The sequence below is a fragment of the Streptomyces lasalocidi genome (assembly GCF_005280215.1).
Classification (GTDB): domain Bacteria; phylum Actinomycetota; class Actinomycetes; order Streptomycetales; family Streptomycetaceae; genus Streptomyces; species Streptomyces longwoodensis.
Genome location: NZ_SZNQ01000001.1, coordinates 6,517,865 through 6,538,214 on the forward strand (window position 1 = coordinate 6,517,865; position 20,350 = coordinate 6,538,214).

General features: G+C 72.0%; 21 protein-coding genes. 9 read left to right on the top strand and 12 right to left on the bottom strand.

Annotation, left to right across the window (positions count from 1 at the left end):
- Positions 1–141 precede the first annotated feature (141 nt).
- From lpdA to E4U91_RS29430, 4 genes are all read left to right on the top strand, one after another.
- On the top strand, positions 142–1,554 hold the full coding sequence (gene lpdA / locus E4U91_RS29415) for a dihydrolipoyl dehydrogenase (protein ID WP_137309603.1): 1,413 nt from the start codon (positions 142–144) through the stop codon (positions 1,552–1,554).
- Between the two features lie 114 nt (positions 1,555–1,668).
- Positions 1,669–2,145 carry a DUF7144 family membrane protein gene (locus E4U91_RS29420; protein ID WP_137309604.1) on the top strand — a complete coding sequence of 159 codons (477 nt, stop codon included), beginning with the start codon at positions 1,669–1,671 and terminating at the stop codon, positions 2,143–2,145.
- Positions 2,146–2,221: 76 nt separating this feature from the next.
- The gene (locus E4U91_RS29425; protein ID WP_277755347.1) at positions 2,222–3,709 is read left to right on the top strand and encodes an AlkA N-terminal domain-containing protein; all 1,488 of its coding nucleotides are present in this window, start codon (positions 2,222–2,224) and stop codon (positions 3,707–3,709) included.
- A 10-nt stretch (positions 3,710–3,719) separates the two neighbouring features.
- On the top strand, positions 3,720–4,208 hold the full coding sequence (locus E4U91_RS29430; RefSeq protein WP_137309605.1) for a methylated-DNA--[protein]-cysteine S-methyltransferase: 489 nt from the start codon (positions 3,720–3,722) through the stop codon (positions 4,206–4,208).
- 64 nt (positions 4,209–4,272) lie between these two features.
- Here the strand turns inward: E4U91_RS29430 and E4U91_RS29435 are convergent, their stop codons facing one another.
- On the bottom strand, positions 4,273–5,067 hold the full coding sequence (locus E4U91_RS29435; RefSeq protein WP_137309606.1) for a MerR family transcriptional regulator: 795 nt from the start codon (positions 5,065–5,067) through the stop codon (positions 4,273–4,275).
- Between the two features lie 78 nt (positions 5,068–5,145).
- Between E4U91_RS29435 and E4U91_RS29440 the strand changes: the two genes are divergently transcribed.
- The gene (locus E4U91_RS29440; RefSeq protein WP_137309607.1) at positions 5,146–5,508 is read left to right on the top strand and encodes a nuclear transport factor 2 family protein; all 363 of its coding nucleotides are present in this window, start codon (positions 5,146–5,148) and stop codon (positions 5,506–5,508) included.
- Between the two features lie 38 nt (positions 5,509–5,546).
- Positions 5,547–6,332 (top strand): SDR family oxidoreductase, encoded by a 786-nt coding sequence (locus E4U91_RS29445; protein ID WP_137309608.1) that lies wholly within the window; start codon positions 5,547–5,549, stop codon positions 6,330–6,332.
- Positions 6,333–6,343: 11 nt separating this feature from the next.
- Here the strand turns inward: E4U91_RS29445 and E4U91_RS29450 are convergent, their stop codons facing one another.
- The gene (locus tag E4U91_RS29450) at positions 6,344–7,078 is read right to left on the bottom strand and encodes an SIR2 family NAD-dependent protein deacylase (protein ID WP_137309609.1); all 735 of its coding nucleotides are present in this window, start codon (positions 7,076–7,078) and stop codon (positions 6,344–6,346) included.
- Positions 7,079–7,155: 77 nt separating this feature from the next.
- Here E4U91_RS29450 and E4U91_RS29455 point away from each other — a divergent pair, with 77 nt between their 5' ends.
- Positions 7,156–7,356 (top strand): type II toxin-antitoxin system VapB family antitoxin, encoded by a 201-nt coding sequence (locus E4U91_RS29455; protein WP_137309610.1) that lies wholly within the window; start codon positions 7,156–7,158, stop codon positions 7,354–7,356.
- A 26-nt stretch (positions 7,357–7,382) separates the two neighbouring features.
- Here E4U91_RS29455 and E4U91_RS29460 read toward each other — a convergent pair whose 3' ends face one another.
- Entirely contained in the window at positions 7,383–7,874 is a 492-nt protein-coding gene (locus E4U91_RS29460; protein WP_137309611.1) for an NUDIX domain-containing protein, read from the bottom strand.
- A 60-nt stretch (positions 7,875–7,934) separates the two neighbouring features.
- A complete protein-coding gene (locus tag E4U91_RS29465; protein ID WP_137309612.1) occupies positions 7,935–9,008 on the bottom strand; it encodes an ADP-ribosylglycohydrolase family protein in 1,074 nt (357 codons plus the stop codon).
- A gap of 208 nt (positions 9,009–9,216) precedes the next feature.
- Between E4U91_RS29465 and E4U91_RS29470 the strand changes: the two genes are divergently transcribed.
- A complete protein-coding gene (locus E4U91_RS29470; protein WP_137311064.1) occupies positions 9,217–10,335 on the top strand; it encodes a glycerate kinase in 1,119 nt (372 codons plus the stop codon).
- Positions 10,336–10,381: 46 nt separating this feature from the next.
- Positions 10,382–11,209: a helix-turn-helix domain-containing protein gene (locus tag E4U91_RS29475; protein ID WP_137309613.1), complete on the top strand. Its 828-nt coding sequence runs from the start codon at positions 10,382–10,384 to the stop codon at positions 11,207–11,209.
- A 105-nt stretch (positions 11,210–11,314) separates the two neighbouring features.
- Here the strand turns inward: E4U91_RS29475 and pssA are convergent, their stop codons facing one another.
- From pssA to E4U91_RS29515, 8 genes are all read right to left on the bottom strand, one after another.
- The gene (gene pssA, locus E4U91_RS29480; protein ID WP_067230354.1) at positions 11,315–12,166 is read right to left on the bottom strand and encodes a CDP-diacylglycerol--serine O-phosphatidyltransferase; all 852 of its coding nucleotides are present in this window, start codon (positions 12,164–12,166) and stop codon (positions 11,315–11,317) included.
- On the bottom strand, positions 12,153–12,809 hold the full coding sequence (locus E4U91_RS29485) for a phosphatidylserine decarboxylase (RefSeq protein WP_137309614.1): 657 nt from the start codon (positions 12,807–12,809) through the stop codon (positions 12,153–12,155). The genes pssA and E4U91_RS29485 overlap by 14 nt, the downstream gene beginning before the upstream one ends.
- A gap of 171 nt (positions 12,810–12,980) precedes the next feature.
- Complete coding sequence (locus tag E4U91_RS29490; RefSeq protein ID WP_137309615.1) at positions 12,981–14,186, bottom strand: acyl-CoA dehydrogenase family protein; 1,206 nt, start codon at positions 14,184–14,186, stop codon at positions 12,981–12,983.
- Positions 14,187–14,188: 2 nt separating this feature from the next.
- Positions 14,189–14,701 (bottom strand): MaoC family dehydratase, encoded by a 513-nt coding sequence (locus tag E4U91_RS29495; RefSeq protein ID WP_137311065.1) that lies wholly within the window; start codon positions 14,699–14,701, stop codon positions 14,189–14,191.
- Positions 14,702–14,703: 2 nt separating this feature from the next.
- On the bottom strand, positions 14,704–15,669 hold the full coding sequence (locus E4U91_RS29500) for an HpcH/HpaI aldolase/citrate lyase family protein (RefSeq protein ID WP_137309616.1): 966 nt from the start codon (positions 15,667–15,669) through the stop codon (positions 14,704–14,706).
- Positions 15,666–17,711 (bottom strand): protein meaA, encoded by a 2,046-nt coding sequence (locus tag E4U91_RS29505; protein WP_137309617.1) that lies wholly within the window; start codon positions 17,709–17,711, stop codon positions 15,666–15,668. Before E4U91_RS29505 ends, E4U91_RS29500 begins: the two co-directional genes overlap by 4 nt.
- A 19-nt stretch (positions 17,712–17,730) precedes the next feature.
- Positions 17,731–19,068, bottom strand: coding sequence for a crotonyl-CoA carboxylase/reductase (gene ccrA / locus E4U91_RS29510; RefSeq protein WP_174867955.1), 1,338 nt, complete (start codon positions 19,066–19,068; stop codon positions 17,731–17,733).
- Between the two features lie 441 nt (positions 19,069–19,509).
- Positions 19,510–20,319 carry a TetR family transcriptional regulator gene (locus tag E4U91_RS29515; RefSeq protein ID WP_241678736.1) on the bottom strand — a complete coding sequence of 270 codons (810 nt, stop codon included), beginning with the start codon at positions 20,317–20,319 and terminating at the stop codon, positions 19,510–19,512.
- Between the last annotated feature and the right edge of the window lie 31 nt (positions 20,320–20,350).

A 20,350-nucleotide genomic window follows, 5' to 3' on the forward strand; every position in this document is an offset into this window, starting at 1 on the left:
GGGCCCGGTTCCGTTCCCCGTTCCGTGTGATGCCCCGCACGCCCGGATGATCTCTGTGGCGGCGGGTGCCGAACAGCGGAACAATCCACCACGGAACGGGAAACGGACCGGTCCACATCCCGAGGGAAGGGGAAGCCACCCATGGCCGAGCAGGACGAACGCTTCGACGTCGTGGTCCTCGGCGCCGGCCCCGGCGGCTACGTGGCCGCCGTGCGCGCCGCCCAGCTGGGCAAGCGCGTCGCGGTCGTCGAGGAGAAGTACTGGGGCGGCGTCTGCCTGAACGTGGGCTGCATCCCCACCAAGGCCCTGCTGCGCAACGCCGAACTGGCGCACATCGTCACGCGCGAGGCGAAGACGTTCGGCATCAAGGTCGACGGACAGGTCTCCTTCGACTACGGCGAGGCGTTCCGCCGCAGCCGCAAGGTCGCCGACGGCCGGGTCAAGGGCGTCCACTACCTGATGAAGAAGAACAAGATCACCGAGTTCGACGGCCGCGGCACGTTCCTCGACGACCACACCCTCCAGGTCACGGGCTACGACGGCGACACGCGCACCCTCGGCTTCGACCACTGCATCATCGCCACCGGCGCCACGCCCAGGCTGCTGCCCGGCACCAAGCGCAGCGCGCGCGTGGTGACGTACGAGGAGCAGATCCTCGCCGACGACCTGCCGCAGTCGATCGTGATCGCGGGCGCCGGCGCGATCGGCATCGAGTTCGCCTACGTCCTGCACAACTACGGCGTGAAGGTCACCATCGTCGAGTTCCTGGACCGGGTGACCCCGCTGGAGGACGCCGAGGTCTCCGCCGAACTCGCCCGCCAGTACCGCAAGCTGGGCATCGACGTGCTCACCTCCACCCGGGTCGAGAGCATCGACGAGTCCGGGCCGCAGGTCCGCGTCACCGTCACTGCCAAGGACGGCTCCCAGCAGGTCCTGGAGGCCGACAAGGTCATGCAGGCGATCGGCTTCGCCCCGAACGTCACCGGCTACGGCCTGGAGAACACCGGTGTGAAGCTCACCGACCGCGGCGCCATCGACGTCGACGGCCGCTGCCGCACCTCCGTCCCGCACCTGTTCGCCATCGGCGACGTCACCGCCAAGCTGATGCTCGCGCACGCCGCCGAGGCGATGGGCGTGATCGCCGCCGAGACGATCGCCGACGCCGAGACCATGGAGCTGGACTACGCCATGATCCCGCGCGCCACCTACTGCCAGCCGCAGGTCGCCAGCTTCGGCTACACCGAGGCGCAGGCCCGCGAGCTCGGACACGACGTCAAGGTCGCCAAGTTCCCGTTCACCGCCAACGGCAAGTCGCACGGCCTCGGCGACACCACCGGCTTCGTCAAGCTCATCAGCGACGCCAAGTACGGCGAGCTGCTCGGCGGCCACCTCATCGGCCCGGACGTCACCGAGCTGCTGCCCGAGCTGACCCTGGCCCAGCAGTGGGACCTCACCGTGCACGAGGTCGCCCGCAACGTCCACGCCCACCCGACGCTGGGCGAGGCCGTCAAGGAGGCCGTCCACGGCCTGGCCGGCCACATGATCAACATGTGACGCCCGCCGGCGGGGCCGTTCACCCGAACGGCCCCGCCGCGCTCGCCCCCGCCGCGCGCCCGGGATGTCCTGCAACGGAGCCCCCCACGCGCCACGGGAAGGGAGCGCCCGTCGATGACCTCCGGCCCGGACCCCGCGCCCGGCGAGCCGCGGGGCGAGATCGGCACCGCCTGGTCGGTCCCGCGCGGCGGACCCCGGCCGCCCGCCCCGCCACCACCGCCCGCGCCCCCCGACGGCGGCGCCGCGCTCGCCGCCGTGCTGATGCTGTGCAGCGGCCTCCTGGCCGTGCTCCAGGGCGTGGCCGCGGTCGCCGGGGACGACGTCTACACCCGCACCGGCGCCTACGCCTTCCGGCTCGGCCTGGCCGGCTGGGGCTGGATCCACCTCACCCTCGGCGCGCTCCTCGCGCTCACCGGCGTCGGCGTCCTTAGGGGCATCGCGCGGGCCCGCCCGGCCGGCGTCGTCCTGGCCGCGCTCGGCCTGGTCGCCCAGTTCCTGTTCCTGCCGTACGAGCCGCTGTGGTCGGTCGTGGTGATGGGCCTGGACCTGTTCGTGATCCGGGCTTTGGTGGTCACCCGGGACCGGACCTGAGGGCGCCGCTGGTCCCGGAAGGTCGATGTCGGAATCCTGCCAGCCAGGCCCCCGCCGGGTACCCGATGCTGGACGCATGCAGAACGGGATGCACACCGACCGCGAGCACTGCGTCCGCGCCGTGCAGTCGAAGGACGCGCGCTTCGACGGCTGGTTCTTCACCGCCGTCCTCACCACCCGCATCTACTGCCGGCCCAGCTGCCCCGTGGTGCCGCCCAAGCCCGAGAACATGACCTTCTACGCCAGCGCCGCCGCCTGTCAGCAGGCCGGCTTCCGGGCCTGCAAGCGCTGCCGTCCCGACACCAGCCCCGGCTCCCCGGAGTGGAGCGGCCGGGCCGACCTGGTCGCCCGCGCCATGCGGCTGATCGCCGACGGCGTCGTGGACCGCGAGGGCGTGCCCGGCCTCGCCGCCCGCCTCGGCTACAGCACCCGCCAGGTCGAACGGCACCTGCGCGCCGAGCTGGGCGCCGGCCCGCTCGCCCTGGCCCGCGCCCAGCGCGCCCAGACCGCCCGCGTCCTCATCGAGACGACCCGGCTGCCGCTCGCCGACGTGGCGTTCGCGGCGGGCTTCTCCTCCGTGCGCAGCTTCAACGACACCGTGCGCGAGGTCTTCGCGCTGTCCCCGACCGAGCTGCGCGCCCGGCTCCCGCGGCACGACCACACCGCCCCGGCCACCCCCGGCACGCTCCGGCTGCGGCTGCCCTTCCGCGCCCCGCTGCACCCCGACAACCTCTTCGGGCACCTCGCGGCGACCGCCGTACCGGGCGTCGAGGAGTGGCGGGACGGCGCGTACCGGCGCACCCTGCGGCTGCCGTACGGCCACGGCATCGTCGCGCTCGCCCCGGCCCCCGACCACGTGGACTGCCGCCTCACCCTCGGCGACCTGCGCGACCTGACCGTGGCCATCAGCCGCTGCCGGCGCCTGCTCGACCTGGACGCCGACCCGGTCGCCGTCGACGACCAGCTGCGCACCGACCCGCTGCTCGCGCCGCTGGTCGACAAGGCGCCCGGCCGCCGCGTGCCGCGCACCGTGGACGAGGCCGAGTTCGCGGTCCGCGCGGTGCTCGGGCAGCAGGTCTCCACCGCCGCCGCCCGCACCCACGCGGCCCGCCTGGTCACCGCCCACGGGGACCCCGTCGACGACCCCGCGGGCGGCCTCACCCACCTCTTCCCCGAGCCGGCCGCGCTGGCCGCCGTGGACCCCGGCACGCTGGCCATGCCCGGCACCCGCCGCGCCACCCTGACCGGCCTGGTCGGCCGGCTGGCCGACGGCAGCCTGCACCTGGGCGTCGAGAGCGACTGGGCGGAGGCCCGCGCCACGCTCCTCGCCCTGCCCGGGTTCGGGCCGTGGACCGTCGACGTCATCGCCATGCGCGCCCTCGGCGACCCCGACGCCTTCCTGCCCACCGACCTCGGGGTGCGCGCCGCGGCCCGCCGGCTCGGCCTGCCGGCCACGCCCGCCGCGCTCACCGCCCGCGCGGCGGCCTGGCGCCCCTGGCGGGCCTACGCCGTGCAGCACCTGTGGGCGACCGACAGCCACCCGATCAACTTCCTTCCCGCCTGAGGACGCCCGCGTGAAAACCCACACCGTCATCGACAGCCCCTACGGCCCGCTGACCCTCGTCGCCGACGACGGCGTCCTGTGCGGCCTCTACATGACCGACCAGCGCCACCGCCCGCCCGAGGAGAGCTTCGGCCCGCCCGACCACACCCCGTTCGCCGAGGCCGAGGAGCAGCTCGAGGCGTACTTAGCGGGCGAGTTGACCGAGTTCACCCTCGAACTGCGGCTGCACGGCACCCCGTTCCAGCGCGGCGTCTGGTCCGCCCTGCGCGCCATCCCCTACGGCGAGACCCGCACCTACGGCCAACTCGCCGCCCTCCTCGGGCAGCCGACCGCCTCCCGCGCGGTGGGCCTCGCCAACGGCAGGAACCCCGTCGGCATCGTCGTCCCCTGCCACCGGGTCGTCGGCGCGAACGGCGACCTCACCGGCTACGGCGGCGGCCTGCACCGCAAGCGCCGCCTGCTGGACTTCGAACGCGGCGCGACACCGGCGTTGTTCTAGGACTTCCGGCCCTCGTGCGCGCGGCTCCCGGTTGCGTGGGGTGGCGCTCTCAGAACTGACCGCCTCAGGTGACACGGAAGACCGGCCACCCGATGTCGGTGCGCCACGCAGCGGGATCGCTCGTGTCACGGGGGCCGACGACGTAGACCTCCCGTACCGGCCCGGCCACCGACATCGCGTTCTCCACCACCCAGGTCCCGAGCTCGCCGTACGTGACCTCGATGCCGTCGTGCTCGCCGGTGTGGGTGGTGACGGCCAGTTCCACGGCCGGCAGGACCGTGGGGTGCACGCGTCCGGTGCGCGGTGGTGCAGCGGTCGGCAGGTAGACGAGCGCGTGACCGCGCTCCTGCTCGAAGAGGGCGTTGTCGTAGCTGCCGCCCGGTGGCCCGGTCACGGCGGCGCCCACGGCCGCCTCCAATTCGGCCATCGCGCCCGCGTACCAGGTCGAGATGTCACGATGCCCGACCACGGCCTCCACCGCCGCGACCGTCCGCGCGGGCTCGGCACGCAGCTCGACGTCGATCGGCGCGGGGTCGGGCCGCAGGAGGCGGCGCAGCGACACGACCGCGGCGCGGGTGCGGTCGAGTGTGTCCTCGAGGCGTTGCAGGTGGTCCGTGACCAGGGCCGCGCGGACACCGGGGTCGGGGGTCCGCAGGATCTGCTGCACATCGCTCAGGGGGACGTCGAGCTCGCGGAGCCGGTGGATGACCTGCGCGGTCGGGATCTGGTCGACGCGGTAATAGCGGTAACCGGTGATCTCGTCCACCACGGCAGGTTCCAGCAGGGCCGCTTCGTGATACCGACGCAGGGTCCGGACGCTCAAGTGGGTCAGCCGCGAGAACTCTCCGATGGTCAGCATCACGTCACTCTAAACATTCCCCCCGGGGGAGGGTCCACGGCTTGACCCTCCCGCCCCGCGAGGTCACACGGTGGGCTCATGACACACCACACCGATCTTCCGTCCGATCTGCTCCCGACCACCGTGCGCGCGTTCTTCGCCGCCCACATCGTCCGCGACGCCGACACCGCCTCGTCGTTCCTCGCCGAGGACGCGGTGATCGTCGACCAGGACGAGACCTTCCGCGGCCGAGAGGAGACCTACGCGTTCCTGCGGGACGCCGGGTCCGAGTTCGCGTACACGACCGAGCAGATCGGTGCTCACCGCGTCGATGACACCCACTGGGTGGTCACCGTGCGGCTCGAAGGCACCTTCCCGGGGGGCGTCGCCGAGCTCGACTACCGGTTCGCGCTGCGGGACGACCTCATCGCCGAACTCGTCATCGCCAACCACCCGGCCTGACCGAACCCGCACCACCTCGATCTTCAGTGGAGATAAACATGTTCAGTTCGGATCGCGATCGTCTCGACGGTCGCCGGGCGCTGGTCACGGGCGGTTCGAAGGGCTCGGGCCGGGCCATCGTGGAGAGACTGCGAGAAATGGGTGCCGACGTGTGGACCACGGCACGCACCATGCCCGGCGGCCACGAGCGCCCCGACCGGTTCATCGAGGCGGACACCTCCACCGTGGGCGGTGCAGAGGTCGTGGTGTCCAAGATCTCCGAGGGAGGTGCGCTGGACATCCTGGTGCACGTGGTCGGAGGGTCGTCGACCCCACCTGGCGGGTTCGCGGCAGCGACCGAGGACCACTGGCGGGCGGAACTCGACCTGAACCTCCTGGGGGCTGTCCGACTGGATCGAGCGCTGCTGCCGGCCATGGTGGAGGCCGGATCCGGAGTGGTCGTCCACGTCACGTCGATCCAGCGTCAGATGCCGTTGCACGACGCGACGTTGCCGTACGCGTCAGCCAAGGGTGCGTTGCGTACCTACAGCAAGGGTCTCGCGAACGAACTGGCGCCACGAGGGGTGCGAGTGAACGCCGTCAGCCCCGGGGGGATCCAGACCGGGGCGTACGAGGGCTTCATCGACCAGCTCGCCGAGGGCAACGGACTGACCCGTGAGGAGGCGAAGCAGAGCGTGATGGATTCCCTCGGAGGGGTGCCGCTCGGACGGTTCGCGACGACGCAGGAGGTTGCGGACCTGGTCGGCTTCCTCGTATCGGACCGGGCCTCGTCCATCGTGGGCGCGGAGTACGTCATCGACGGCGGCACCGTCCCGACCGCCTGAGCCAGGAGCGGCTAGACCTCCTGCACGGCCAGCTCCCGCAGCAGCCGGGGCAGTGCCGTGCCGATCGGCTCGCGCACCACCTGGTCCGCGAGGTCGTCGTAGGGGGTGGGCTCGGCGTTGACCACCACCAGCCGGGCCCCGTGGTCGACGGCGACCCGGGCGAGGCCCGCGGCCGGCTGGACCTGGAGGCTGGTGCCGACGGCGAGGAAGACCTGGCACGCCTTGGTGATGGCGACGGCCTCGCCGAGGACGACCGGGTCGAGCCGCTCGCCGAACATCACGGTGGCCGGCTTCAGGACCCCGCCGCACTCCAGGCACGGAGGATCGTCCTCGCCGGCCGCGACGCGCGCCAGGGCGTCGCGCATCGAGCCGCGCGCGTGACACCGGGTGCACACCACGCTCCGGGCGCTGCCGTGCAGTTCGAGCACCTTGCGGGCGGGCATCCCGGCGAGCTGGTGCAGCCCGTCCACGTTCTGCGTGATCACCCGCACCGGCACCCCGGACCGCTCCAGCTCGGCGACCGCGCGGTGCGCCGCGTTCGGCTCGGCGCCCAGCGCCCCCGCGTCGCGCCGCATCAGCCACGCGCGGCGCCGGATGTCCGGGTCGGCCATGTAGAAGGAGTGGGTGACGAGTTTCTCCGCCTCCGGGTCCCGGCGCCACAGTCCGCCGGGGCCGCGGTAGTCGGGGATCCCGGAGTCGGTGGAGATGCCCGCCCCGCTCAGCAGGGCCACGAGTGGCTTGCTCATGGGGCGAGCGTAGGGCGGGGCGTCCGGGGACGGCGAACGGATATCCGGCCGTGGTGATGGGGTGTTACCGTCCCGCCATGGCCAAGGTCACCGTCTCCCTGGACGCCCAGCTCGTCGTCGAGGTCATGGTCCTCGCCGGCGTCGGCAACCCCCAGGACGCCGTCGAACTCGTGGTCCGCGACTACATCGAGCGCGGCCACCGCACGGAGGCGCGGACCGCCGCCCGCGACGAGGAACTGCGCGAGGTGGACCTCAGGCCGCGCGACGTCGAGGGCTGAGCCCGGCCGCTCGCGCCCGCCCGGTCTCAGCCGACCGGCCGCCCGCTCTCCAGCTCCACCGGGCCCGAGCCGTCGGCGAGGGCGTCCAGCGCGGCCAGGACGCGCCTCCCGAGGCTGCCCAGCAGATGGTCGCTGAGGTCCTCGCGCGCCACCAGCCGCCAGGACAGCAGCTCCTCCTCCTGGAGGCGGATCGCCTTGAAGTCGTCCTCGTCGAGCACCCCGCCGTCGTACAGGTACGCCACCAGCGGCGGCCGGTCCGTGCCCGGCACCCAGTCCACGGCCAGCAGCCGGCCGATCGGGCGGTCGAGGCCGATCTCCTCCAGGGTCTCCCGGCGGGCACCCTGGCGCGGGCTCTCGCCGTCGTCCGACTCGACGGTGCCGCCCGGCAGCGCCCAGCCCTCGCGGTAGTTGGGCTCCACGAGCAGCACCCGCCCCTCGGCGTCCCGGAAGAGCGCGGCGGCCCCGACGAGCACACGGGGCAGGGAGGCGATGTACGCGGCGTAGTTCTCACTGGTCACCCCGGAAGGGTAACCAGCGGGCGGCCCCCCACACGGCTCCCGTACGGCGGCGATCACCTCCTACGCCCCGGTGCGCGCCAACCGCACCGTCCGCTCGGCCAGTTCGCTGATCCGCACCCCGTCGAAGCCGAACACCGCGCTGCGCACGGTGTCCTCCAGCGGGTCGGTCCACTGCGCCGGGATGGCCCGCGCGCCGGTGAGCACCCCGGCCACCGAGCCGGCCGTCGCCCCGTTGGAGTCGGTGTCCAGGCCCCCGCGCACGGTGAGCGCGATGGTGCGGGTGAAGTCGCCGTCGCCGTACAGCAGCCCCGCGGTCAGCACGGCCGCGTTCGGCACCGTGTGGATCCAGCCGAGCCCGGCCGTCTCCTCGGCGACCGTGGCCAGCGTCTCCTCCCAGGGCAGCCGCGTCGCGTGCAGGGAGGCCACCCGGCGGACCGTCCGGGCCAGGCGGCAGCTCGCCGGGACCACCGCGAGCGCCTGCTCCAGGGCGTCGCGGATGCCCGGCGCGGTGAACGCGGCGGCGATCAGCGCGGCCGCGAACATCGCCCCGTACACGCCGTTCCCGGTGTGCGACAGCACCGCGTCCCGGCGGGCCAGCGCGGCGGCGCGGCGCGGGTCGCCCGGCGAGGTCCAGCCGTAGGCGTCGGCGCGGATCAGGGCGCCGATCCACTCCTGGTAGGGGTTGTCGTACGTGGCCGTCAGCGGCGGCTTGAGCCCGTTCGCCAGGTTGCGGTACGCGGCCCGCTCGGCGGTGAAGGTCTGCAGGTACGGCAGCCGCAGCAGCCACAGGTCGCCGACCTGCTCGGTGCTGAAGCCGAAGCCGTGCGTCTCCAGCAGGTGCAGGCCGAGGATGGCGTAGTCGACGTCGTCGTCGCGGCAGCTGCCGTGGATGCGGCCGCGCACGCACTGGCGCCACTCCGGGCGCAGCGCGCCGGCCAGGCCCTCGTCGGCGGGTTCGGGGAGGTAGTCGGTCAGCGGCAGGGCCGCCGCCCGGCGCAGGTAGCGGTCGATGCGGTCGCGCGTCCACAGGTCGCCCTGCTCGACCGGCTTGCCGAGCATGTTGCCCGCGATCCGGCCGAGCCAGCCCCCCAGGATGCGGTCGTCGAGCTCCGGCTCGGTGCCCACAGGGGTCATGGGAACGGTGTACCCGGTACGGCCCCACCCGTGCCTGCGGCGTGCGGACGGCGCCCGTCCGCCGCCCGTCCAGGGTCCGGGCAGGGCATGACGGCGGGGGCGTCCTGAGGTTAAGGTCACTGCGGCGCGACTGGCCCCGACGTGCGCGGGGCCCGGAGAGCAAGGGGATGACCAGGTGGCGGAGGCTTCTGGACACGGCACCCGACGGGTGCTGGTGGCCGCGGACAAGTTCAAGGGGTCGCTGACGGCCGTGCAGGTCGCCGAGCGGATCACGGCGGGGCTGCGGCGGGTCGTGCCGGACGTGGAGGTCGAGGCGCTGCCCGTCGCCGACGGCGGCGACGGCACGGTGGACGCGGCGGTCGCCGCCGGGTTCGAGCGCCGTGAGGCGCGGGTCGCCGGGCCCCTCGGGCACGAGGTGACGGCCGCGTTCGCGCTGCGCGGCGACACCGCGGTCGTGGAGATGGCGGAGGCGAGCGGCCTGCAGCGGCTGCCGGCGGGTGTGTTCGCACCGCTCACGGCGTCGACGTACGGCTCCGGGGAACTGCTGCGGGCCGCGCTGGACGCCGGGGTGCGCACGATCGTGTTCGGCGTCGGGGGGAGCGCGACGACCGACGGCGGCGCGGGCATGCTGTCCGCGCTCGGGGCGCGCTTCCTGGACGCCGAGGGCGAGCCGGTGCCGCCCGGCGGGGGCGGCCTCGCGGAGGTGGCCCGGGCCGACGTGTCGGGCCTCGACCCGCGCCTGGCGTCCGTGGACCTGGTCCTCGCGAGCGACGTCGACAACCCGCTGACCGGCCCCAAGGGCGCACCGGCGGTCTACGGCCCGCAGAAGGGCGCCTCCCCGGACGACGTGGCGGCCCTGGACGCGGCGCTCTCGCGCTACGTGGAGGTGCTGGAGGCGGCGCTCGGGTCGCGCGCCGCCGAGTACGCCGGGTCGCCGGGTGCCGGTGCCGCGGGCGGCATCGGGTACGGGGCGCTGCTGCTCGGCGCGCGGTTCCGGGCCGGGATCGAGGTCATGCTCGACGTGCTGGGCTTCGCGCCGGCGCTGGAGCGGGCCCAGCTGGTGATCACCGGCGAGGGGTCGCTCGACCAGCAGACGCTGCACGGGAAGGCTCCGGCGGGCGTGGCGACGGCCGCGCGGGCCGCCGGCAAGGAGGTCGTCGCCGTGTGCGGCCGGCTGGCGCTGCCGCCGGAGGCGCTGGGGCGGGCCGGGATCCGGCGCGCGTACCCGCTGACCGACGCCGAGCCCGACGTGGCGCGGTGCATCGCGGAGGCCGGGCCGATCCTGGAGCGGGTCGCCGAGCGCATCGGGCACGACTTCCTGACCTGAGCCCGGCACCTCCGGCCCCCGGCCGGCGTCGCCGTACGGTGGACCCATGGATGTCTCGAACGCCCTCGGGGAGTTCCTGCGGGCCCGGCGGGCGCTGGTGCGCCCCGAGGACGTGGGGCTGCGCGGCGGGGGGATCCGGAGGGTGCCGGGGCTGCGGCGCGAGGAGGTGGCGCTGCTCGCCGGCATCAGTTCCGACTACTACCTGCGCCTGGAGCAGGGCCGGGACCGCAACCCCTCGGCCCAGGTGCTGCGCTCGGTCGCGCGCGTGCTGCGCCTGGACGCCGGCGCCACCGCGCACCTGCTCGCGCTGGCCCGGCCGTCGGGGGCGCCCCCGGCGGCCGCCCCGGAGGCCCCCGACGCGGTGCCCGCGAGCGTCCGCGGGCTCATCGACGGCTGGACCCGCAACCCCGCGTACGTCCAAAACCGGTACGCCGACGCCCTCGCCGTCAACCGGCTGGCGACCGCCCTGTCCCCGAACTACGCCCCCGGCGTGAACCTCCTGCGCGCCGTCTTCCTCGACCCCGCCGAGCGCGCGCTGCGCCGGGACTGGGAGGAGCTGACCGAGGAGGGCGTCGCCGTGCTGCGCGGTGCCGTCGGACCCGACCTGGACGGGCCGCGGCTCAGGGAGCTGGTGGCCGAGCTGTCCGCGGCCAGCGAGCGCTTCCGGCAACTGTGGGAGCGGCACGACGTGCGGCCCCGGCGCGGGCGGCTCAGCAGGCTCCGGCACCCGGAGGTCGGCGACCTCGACCTGCACTCGAACAAGCTGTCGATCGACGGTACCGACGGGCTCACCCTGGTCGTCTTCCACGCCGAGCCCGGCAGCCCGAGCGAGGAGCGGCTGGAGGCGCTCGGCGCTCCCGCCACGGCCCCCTGAGCCGCCCCGGACCGCCCACCGGATGGGACGGCCCCCGGTCCGGACACGGCGAAGGGCCCCGGACCGAACAGGTCCGGGGCCCTTCGCGTGGTACGACGGCGGCCGCTACGGCAGCTGGGCCGCCCGCGCCTCGCGGCGGTTGTCGCGGAAGGTGTTCACCCGGCGGGCCGTGGCGAACAGCGGGATCACCGCGCCCATGACGAGCTGCAGCGCGCAACCGGTCTGGAGCAGCAGCTGACCGCTCGGGGCGTCGAACGCCCAGGCCGCCAGCAGGCCCATCGACAGCACGATCCAGCCGAGCATCGCGCCGGCGAGGCGGCCCCGGGGCTTGGGGTACTCCACCCGGCTCACCATCAGCCAGGCGGTGCCGATGATGGCGAGCAGCGTCGCCACGAACGGCAGCTCCAGCAGCACGATGGAGACCACCGTCAGCGCGCCGAACGGCGAGGGCATGCCCTGGAACATGCCGTTCGGCGGCGTCACGCACGAGAAGCGCGCGAGTCTGAGCACCACCGCGAGGAGCACGACGATCGCGCCGACCGCCGCCACCCGCTGGTGCGCGTCGTCGGCGACCATGCCGTAGACCAGGACGAAGTAGGCGGGGGCCAGACCGAAGCTGATCAGGTCCGAGAGGTTGTCCAGCTCCGCGCCCATGGGGGAGGACCGCAGCTTCCTCGCCACCAGCCCGTCGAAGAGGTCGAAGACCGCCGCGCAGAGCATCAGGATGACCGCCGTGGCCGCGCTGTGGCGGGCCATGCCGGCCTCCTGGTCACCCGTGAGGTGCGGGATCAGGATGCCCGTGGTGGTGAAGTACACCGCCATGAAGCCGCACGTGGCGTTGCCCAGTGTGAGGGTGTCCGCTATCGACAGCCGCAGCGAGAGGGGCATCTCCTCGTCGTCCGCGTCGTCGGCCTCGGGAACCCAGCCCGCTTGCGTCTCCGGGTCAATCACGGTCAATGCGAGTCACCCCAGCCACGGTCTTCTGGCCGACCTCGACCGCGACCTCCACGCCCTCGGGCAGGTAGAGGTCGACGCGCGAGCCGAACCGGATCAGACCGATGCGCTCGCCCTGCTCGACCTTCGTGCCCCGGGGCAGGTAGGGGACGATGCGGCGGGCGACGGCGCCGGCGATCTGGATCATCTCGATGTCACCGAGCTCGGTGTCGAAGTGCCAGACGACGCGCTCGTTGTTCTCGCTCTCCTTGTTGAACGCCGGGACGAACCCGCCCGGGACGTGCTCGACCGAGGTCACCGTGCCGGCCAGCGGGGCGCGGTTGACGTGGACGTTCAGCGGGCTCATGAAGATCGCGACCCGGGTGCGTCCGTCCTTCCACGGCATGATGCTCTGCACCACACCGTCGGCGGGGGAGATGACCCTGCCCTGAGCGATCTCGCGCTCGGGGTCGCGGAAGAACCACAGCATGCCCGCCGCGAGAGCGGTGGCGGGCACGGCGACGGCCTTGGCGGCACCCGAGCGGCGGGCGCGGACCAGGCTGACGGCCGCGGTGGCGACGGTCGGCAGAAGCCACGGCGATGCTCCGCGCGCGAGGCGTACGCCGGCGAGGCTGTCGCGAGGTGCAGAGGTTTGGCTGTGGGGCATGGATGACCTTCGTAGCGGATGGTGCCGCGCTTCGACGGGGGGACGGCGGCTTTCCGCCGATCGTAGCGGTTAACGGCTACAACTGGGTAAGGCAGGAAGCCGAGTCGGCGGCTGGGGAAGGTTGACGGGGTGTGATCTTCTTCTCGAAGAAAACACCCCCAACCCGGACATCTAGCCCTGGAACCGATACTCTTCGAGCAGCCTTCGCCCGATGATCATTTTCTGGATCTCGGCGGTGCCTTCACCGATCAGCAGCATCGGGGCCTCCCGGTAGAGGCGCTCGATCTCGTACTCCTTGGAGAAGCCGTAGCCGCCGTGGATCCGGAAGGCGTCCTCCACGACCTCCTTGCAGTACTCGGAGGCCAGGTACTTCGCCATCCCGGCCTCGAGGTCGTTTCGCTCCCCGGAGTCCTTTTTGCGTGCCGCGTTCACCATCATGGCATGCGCGGCCTCGACCTTGGTAGCCATCTCGGCCAGCTTGAACTGGATCGCCTGGTGCTGGGCGATCGGCTTGCCGAAGGTGTGGCGCTGCTGGGCGTACTGGACGCCCAGCTCGAAGGCGCGCTGGGCGACGCCGCAGCCGCGCGCCGCGACGTTGACCCGGCCGACCTCCACGCCGTCCATCATTTGGTAAAAACCGCGCCCGGTGACCCCGCCGAGCACCCGGTCGGCCGGCACCCGCAGGCCGTCCATGATCAGCTCGGTGGTGTCGACGCCCTTGTAGCCCATCTTGTCGATCTTGCCCGGGATGGTCAGGCCGGGGCGGACCTCGCCGAAGCCGGGCTCCTTCTCCACCAGGAAGGTCGTCATCGACCGGTGCGGCGCGGTGCCCTCGGGGTGTCCTTCGTCACTGCGGACCAGGACGGCCACGAGCGAGGACGTGCCGCCGTTGGTCAGCCACATCTTCTGGCCGTTCAGGACGTACTCGTCGCCGTCCTTCACCGCCTTGGACGTGATGGCCGACACGTCGGAGCCCAGGCCCGGCTCCGACATGGAGAAGGCGCCGCGCACGTCGCCGGCCGCCATCCTGGGCAGGAAGTGGTCCTTCTGCTCCTGGGTGCCGTGCTGCTTGAGCATGTAGGCGACGATGAAGTGCGTGTTGATGATGCCGGACACCGACATCCAGCCGCGGGCGATCTCCTCGACGCACAGCGCGTAGGTCAGGAGCGACTCGCCGAGGCCCCCGTACTCCTCGGGGATCATCAGACCGAACAGGCCCAGCTCCTTGAGCCCGTCCACGATCTGCTGCGGGTACTCGTCGCGGTGCTCCAGCGCGGTCGCGACCGGGATGATCTCCTTGTCCACGAAGTCGCGGACGGTGGAGAGGATCTCCTGCTGGACGTCGGTCAGACCGGCGGTCTGGGCGAGTCGCGCCATGACTACTTCTCCTGCTCTCGCAGCTCCGGGCGGCCGGGCTGCTCGCCGCCGCGCTCCTTGATGTACGTCTCGGTGGGCACCATCACCTTGCGGCGGAACACGCACACCAGGGTGCCGTCCTGCTTGTAGCCCTTGGTCTCCACGTACACGATCCCGCGGTCGTCCTTCGACTTCGACGGCCACTTGTCGAGCACGGTCGTCTGGCCGTAGACGGTGTCGCCGTGGAAGGTCGGCGCCACGTGCTTCAGCGACTCGATCTCCAGGTTGGCGATGGCCTTGCCGGAGACGTCCGGCACGCTCATGCCGAGCAGCAGGGAGTAGATGTAGTTGCCCACCACGACGTTCTTGCCGAAGTCGGTGGTCTTCTCGGCGTAGTTCGTGTCCATGTGGAGCGGGTGGTGGTTCATGGTGAGGAGACAGAACAGGTGGTCGTCGTACTCCGTGACCGTCTTGCCCGGCCAGTGCTTGTACGTCGCCCCGACCTCGAACTCCTCGTAGGTGCGTCCGAACTGCATGCTCACGCCTCCGGGATCTCGAACGCCGACGTGCGCCGCATGCCGGCCGCCCGGCCCTTGCCGGAGATGACCAGGGCCATCTTGCGGCTGGCCTCGTCGATCATCTCGTCGCCGAGCATCGCCGAGCCCTTCTTGCCGCCCGCCTCGGACGTGTAGTAGTCGTACGCGTCCAGGATCAGCTCGGCGTGGTCGTAGTCCTCCTGCGAGGGCGAGAAGACCTCGTTGGCGGCGTCGACCTGGCCGGGGTGCAGCACCCACTTGCCGTCGAAGCCCAGCGCGGCGGCGCGGCCGGCCACCTCGCGGAAGCCGTCGACGTTGCGGATCTGCAGGTAGGGGCCGTCGATGGCCTGCAGGTCGTTGGCGCGGGCGGCCATCAGGATCTTCATCAGGATGTAGTGGTAGGCGTCCGCCGGGTAGCCGGGCGGCTGCTCGCCCACGACCAGCGACTTCATGTTGATCGACGCCATGAAGTCGGCCGGGCCGAAGATGATCGTCTCGATGCGCGGGGAGGCCTGCGCGATCGCGTTGACGTTGTTCAGGCCCTGCGCGTTCTCGATCTGCGCCTCGATGCCGATGCGGCCGACCTCGAAGCCCATGGTCTTCTCGATCTGGGTGAGCAGCAGGTCAAGCGCCACGACCTGCTCGGCGTTCTGCACCTTCGGCAGCATGATGCAGTCGAGGTTCGGCCCCGCGCCCTCGACGACCGTGACGACGTCGCGGTACGTCCACTCGGTGGTCCAGTCGTTGACCCGCACCACGCGCGTCTTGCCCGTCCAGTCGCCCTCGTTGAGGAACTTGACGATGGTGTGCCGCGCGTCGGGCTTGGCGAGCGGCGCGCACGCGTCCTCCAGGTCCAGGAAGACCTGGTCGGCCGGGAGGCCCTGCGCCTTCTCCAGGAAGCGGGGGTTCGAGCCCGGCACCGCCAGGCAGGAACGCCGGGGGCGAAGACGGTTGACAGGCGTCGTCATGCGGGGACCTCCAGGGGGTCGAGCTTGTTCGCTGTCCGGATCTCGTCGACGATGCGGCCGATGATGCCGGTGATGTCGAAGTCCTTCGGGGTGAAGACCGCCGCCACACCGGCGGCCCGCAGCTGTTCGGCGTCACCGCCAGGGATGATGCCACCTGCGATCACCGGGATGTCTGTGGCTCCGGCCACACGCAGCCGGTCCAGCACGTCCGGCACCAGTTGGGCGTGCGACCCGGAGAGGATCGACAGGCCCACCGCGTGCACGTCCTCGGCGAGGGCGGCGTCCACGATCTGCTCGGGTGTGAGCCGTATGCCCTGGTAGACCACCTCGAACCCGGCGTCGCGGGCCCGCACGGCGATCTGCTCGGCCCCGTTGGAGTGCCCGTCCAGGCCCGGCTTGCCGACCAGGAAGCGCAGCTTGCCCACCTCCAGCTCCTTGGCGGTCAGCTCCACCTTGCGGCGCACCTCGGCCAGCTGGGAGCCCTCTTCGGCGGGGACCGCCACGGGCGCGGAGGACACACCGGTCGGCGCCCGGAACTCGCCGAACACCTCGCGCAGCGCCCCGGCCCACTCGCCGGTGGTGACGCCGGCGCGGGCGCACTCCAGGGTGGCCTCCATGAGGTTGTCGGTGCCGCGCGCGGCCTCCTTCAGCTTCTGCAGCGCCTTGCAGGGGCGCGGGTGGTTGAAGGGCGGCTGGTAGCGGGTGTCGCGCCAGTGCTGGAGCGAGGCGATCACCTGGGCCTCGACCGCCGGGTCGACGGTCTGGATCGCGGTGTCCAGGTCGGCCGTGAGCGGGTTCGGCTCGGTGCCCTCGAAGATGTTCACACCGACGATCTTCTCCTCGCCGGACTCGATCCGCGCCCGGCGCTCCGCGTGCGAGGAGACCAGCTGCGACTTCAGGTAGCCCGACTCGACGGCGGCCAGCGCGCCGCCCATCTCCTGGATCCGCTCGATCTCCGCGAGCGAGTCCGCGACCAGCTCCTCGACCTTGGCCTCGACCACCTTCGAGCCCTCGAAGAGGTCGCCGTACTCCAGCAGGTCGCTCTCGTAGGCCAGGACCTGCTGGATGCGCAGCGACCACTGCTGGTCCCAGGGACGGGGCAGGCCCAGCGCCTCGTTCCAGGCGGGCAGCTGCACGGCCCGCGCGCGGGCGTCCTTGGAGAGGGTGACGGCGAGCATCTCCAGCACGATGCGCTGGACGTTGTTCTCCGGCTGCGCCTCGGTCAGGCCGAGGGAGTTGACTTGGACGCCGTAGCGGAAGCGGCGGTGCTTGGGGTCCTCGATGCCGTACCGCTCGCGGGTGACCTGGTCCCAGATGCGGCCGAAGGCGCGCATCTTGCACATCTCCTCGACGAACCGGACGCCGGCGTTCACGAAGAAGGAGATGCGGCCGACGACGTCGCCCATGCGCTCCTGCGGCACCTGGCCGCTGTCGCGCACGGCGTCCAGCACGGCGATCGCGGTGGACATCGCGTACGCGATCTCCTGCACCGGCGTGGCGCCCGCCTCCTGCAGGTGGTAGCTGCAGATGTTGATCGGGTTCCACTTCGGCAGGTGGGAGACCGTGTACGCGATCATGTCCGTCGTCAGGCGCAGGCTCGGCGCCGGCGGGAACACGTGCGTGCCGCGGGACAGGTACTCCTTGACGATGTCGTTCTGGGTCGTCCCCTGGAGCCGGGTGACGTCCGCGCCCTGCTCCTCGGCGACGACCTGGTAGAGCGCCAGCAGCCACATGGCGGTGGCGTTGATGGTCATCGAGGTGTTCATCTGCTCCAGGGGGATGTCCTGGAACAGCCGGCGCATGTCACCGAGGTGCGCCACCGGCACGCCGACCCGGCCGACCTCGCCGCGGGCGAGGACGTGGTCGGAGTCGTAGCCGGTCTGCGTCGGCAGGTCGAACGCCACCGACAGACCGGTCTGGCCCTTGGCGAGGTTGCGCCGGTACAGCTCGTTGGACGCCTCCGCCGTGGAGTGACCGGCGTAGGTGCGCATGAGCCAGGGCCGGTCCTTCTCCCGCCGGCCGGCGGGCTGACGCTCAGTCATGGGGGGACCTCCGCTGTCCTCAGATGTTCCGGAAGCGGTTGATGGCGTCGATGTGCTGCGCGCGCATCTCCTGGTCGTGCACGCCCAGGCCCTCCTCGGGGGCCAGGCACAGCACGCCGACCTTGCCCTGGTGGGCGTTGCGGTGCACGTCGTGGGCCGCCTGGCCGGTGTCCTCCAGGGAGTACACCTTCGACAGGGTCGGGTGGATCTTGCCCTTGGCGATCAGGCGGTTGGCCTCCCACGCCTCGCGGTAGTTGGCGAAGTGCGAGCCGATGATGCGCTTCAGCGACATCCACAGGTAGCGGTTGTCGTACTCGTGCATGTAGCCGGAGGTCGAGGCGCAGGTGGTGATGGTGCCGCCCTTGCGGGTGACGAACACCGAGGCGCCGAAGGTCTCGCGGCCGGGGTGCTCGAAGACGATGTCGATGTCCTCGCCGCCGGTGAGCTCGCGGATGCGCTTGCCGAAGCGCTTCCACTCCTTGGGGTCCTGGGTGGTCTCGTCCTTCCAGAACTTGTAGCCCTCGGCGGTGCGGTCGATGATCGCCTCGGCGCCCATGGACCGGCAGATCTCCGCCTTCTGCGGCGAGGAGACGACACAGATCGGGTTGGCGCCGCCGGCCAGCGCGAACTGCGTGGCGTAGGAGCCGAGGCCGCCGCTCGCGCCCCAGATGAGCACGTTGTCGCCCTGCTTCATGCCGGCGCCGTTGCGGGAGACCAGCTGGCGGTAGGCGGTGGAGTTCACCAGGCCCGGCGCGGCGGCCTCCTCCCAGCTGAGGTGGGCCGGCTTCGGCATGAGCTGGTTGGACTTCACCAGGGCGATCTCGGCGAGGCCGCCGAAGTTGGTCTCGAAGCCCCAGATGCGCTGCTCGGGGTCGAGCATGGTGTCGTTGTGGCCGTCGGAGGACTCCAGCTCGACGGACAGGCAGTGCGCGACGACCTCGTCGCCGGGCTTCCAGGCGTTGACGCCGGGGCCGGTGCGCAGGACGACGCCCGCGAGGTCGGAGCCGATGATGTGGTACGGCAGGTCGTGGCGCTTGGCCAGCTCGTTGGTGCGGCCGTAGCGCTCCAGGAAGCCGAAGGTGGACAGCGGCTCGAAGATCGAGGTCCACACCGAGTTGTAGTTCACCGAGGAGGCCATGACGGCCACCAGGGCCTCGCCCGGGCCGAGTTCCGGCACGGGGACCTCGTCGAGGTGGATCGACTTGCGCGGGTCCTTGTCGCGGGTCGCCATGCCCGCGAACATCTCCGTCTCGTCCTTGTGGACGGTGATCGCGCGGTACGACTCGGGGAGCGGCAGTGCGGCGAAGTCGGCGGGGGTGGATTCCGGCGACTGGATCGCGTCCAGGATGTCCTTCACGGTCACGGTGTTGCCTCCGGCGGTGAGCGCCCTGAGGGAGGGGCGCTGAGGGTTACGTCGGTGCTGCTGGGTGAGGGTGTGCCGTCGGTTCGGCGGGTGGGACTTGATCGGCGGCGCGGGTGGCGCGGGAGGGTGCCTGTGACGCAGGCGTCCGGGCGCGCGAGCCCGGGAGGGGGCTTGCGGGGACAGCCGGCGTTCGCATGGTCTCTGCACGCCGGCCGCCCGGACTCCTTCAACGTATGGCACACCGTGTCACCTGGCAAGGCACTCAGTGCCAGAACTTGCTCTCAGATGAAATCTTTACGCGACATATGAGCGATGATCGATCGAACGGGGTCGTGAATCTCCCCGAAAAGGCTCCTGACATGGCAAAACGGCCACCCCGAGGGGTGGCCGTCGTCACAGCTGTCAGTGCAGTGGGAAAGCGCGGCGGGAGCCGCCTCAGCGTTCCTTGAGGGCCTGCTCGATGGTCCGCATCACCTCGTGCAGCGGCGCGTCCGTGCGGGCCACGGTCACCAGCACCTCGCCCTCCGCCGAGACCGCCGCCGGGGCCGGCCTCGGGGCCGTGGAACGGCCCGCTCCTATGCCCGTCCCGAAGGTGCGGCGCACGATCGCGAAGGCGTGGTCCAGCTGCGCCTCCACGTCGCCCTGGCCGCCCGCGCGCAGCCAGCGCCGCAGCACGTGGTTGTGGGCGGTGACCACGGCGGAGGCGGCGACCTCCGCGAGCAGCGGGTCGTCGTTGGCGTCGTCGTCGTGCGCGTGCTCGTCGAAGTGACCCAGCAGGTAGCGGGTGAAGAGCCGCTCGTAGCGGGCCACCGACGCGATCTCCGCCTCGCGCAGGGTGGGCACCTCACGGGTCAGCTTGTAGCGGGCGACCGAGATGTCCGGCCGGGCCGCGTACATCCGCATGACCTCCTTGATGCCGCGGCACACCGTGTCCAGCGGGTGCTCGTGCGCGGGAGCGGCGTTGAGCACCGCCTCGGCGCGGATCAGGGTGTCGTCGTGGTCGGGGAAGATCGCCTCTTCCTTGGAGCGGAAGTGGCGGAAGAACGTGCGGCGGGCGACCCCGGCCGCGGCCGCGATCTCGTCGACGGTGGTCGCCTCGTACCCCTTGGTCGCGAACAACTCCATCGCCGCGGCCGCCAGTTCCCGGCGCATCTTGAGCCGCTGGGCGGCCGCGCGGCTGCCCGCGGCGCTCTCCGGGGCGTCGGGCGTGGCGGGGGTACGTGAGGACTTGGCGGGCTGGGACATGACCCGAACGTACTGCATGTCCGCAGCTCGG

Coding starts and splice junctions, on each gene's coding strand:
- E4U91_RS29445 (WP_137309608.1), top strand. CDS start 5,547: ATGTTCAGTTCGGATCGCGATCGTCTCGACGGTCGCCGGGCGCTGGTC.
- E4U91_RS29505 (WP_137309617.1), bottom strand. CDS start 17,711: ATGACTGAGCGTCAGCCCGCCGGCCGGCGGGAGAAGGACCGGCCCTGG.
- E4U91_RS29490 (WP_137309615.1), bottom strand. CDS start 14,186: ATGGCGCGACTCGCCCAGACCGCCGGTCTGACCGACGTCCAGCAGGAG.
- lpdA (WP_137309603.1), top strand. CDS start 142: ATGGCCGAGCAGGACGAACGCTTCGACGTCGTGGTCCTCGGCGCCGGC.
- E4U91_RS29500 (WP_137309616.1), bottom strand. CDS start 15,669: ATGACGACGCCTGTCAACCGTCTTCGCCCCCGGCGTTCCTGCCTGGCG.
- E4U91_RS29455 (WP_137309610.1), top strand. CDS start 7,156: ATGGCCAAGGTCACCGTCTCCCTGGACGCCCAGCTCGTCGTCGAGGTC.
- E4U91_RS29475 (WP_137309613.1), top strand. CDS start 10,382: ATGGATGTCTCGAACGCCCTCGGGGAGTTCCTGCGGGCCCGGCGGGCG.
- E4U91_RS29465 (WP_137309612.1), bottom strand. CDS start 9,008: ATGACCCCTGTGGGCACCGAGCCGGAGCTCGACGACCGCATCCTGGGG.
- E4U91_RS29450 (WP_137309609.1), bottom strand. CDS start 7,078: ATGAGCAAGCCACTCGTGGCCCTGCTGAGCGGGGCGGGCATCTCCACC.
- E4U91_RS29485 (WP_137309614.1), bottom strand. CDS start 12,809: ATGCCCCACAGCCAAACCTCTGCACCTCGCGACAGCCTCGCCGGCGTA.
- E4U91_RS29420 (WP_137309604.1), top strand. CDS start 1,669: ATGACCTCCGGCCCGGACCCCGCGCCCGGCGAGCCGCGGGGCGAGATC.
- E4U91_RS29435 (WP_137309606.1), bottom strand. CDS start 5,067: ATGCTGACCATCGGAGAGTTCTCGCGGCTGACCCACTTGAGCGTCCGG.
- E4U91_RS29440 (WP_137309607.1), top strand. CDS start 5,146: ATGACACACCACACCGATCTTCCGTCCGATCTGCTCCCGACCACCGTG.
- E4U91_RS29425 (WP_277755347.1), top strand. CDS start 2,222: ATGCAGAACGGGATGCACACCGACCGCGAGCACTGCGTCCGCGCCGTG.
- E4U91_RS29515 (WP_241678736.1), bottom strand. CDS start 20,319: ATGTCCCAGCCCGCCAAGTCCTCACGTACCCCCGCCACGCCCGACGCC.
- E4U91_RS29495 (WP_137311065.1), bottom strand. CDS start 14,701: ATGCAGTTCGGACGCACCTACGAGGAGTTCGAGGTCGGGGCGACGTAC.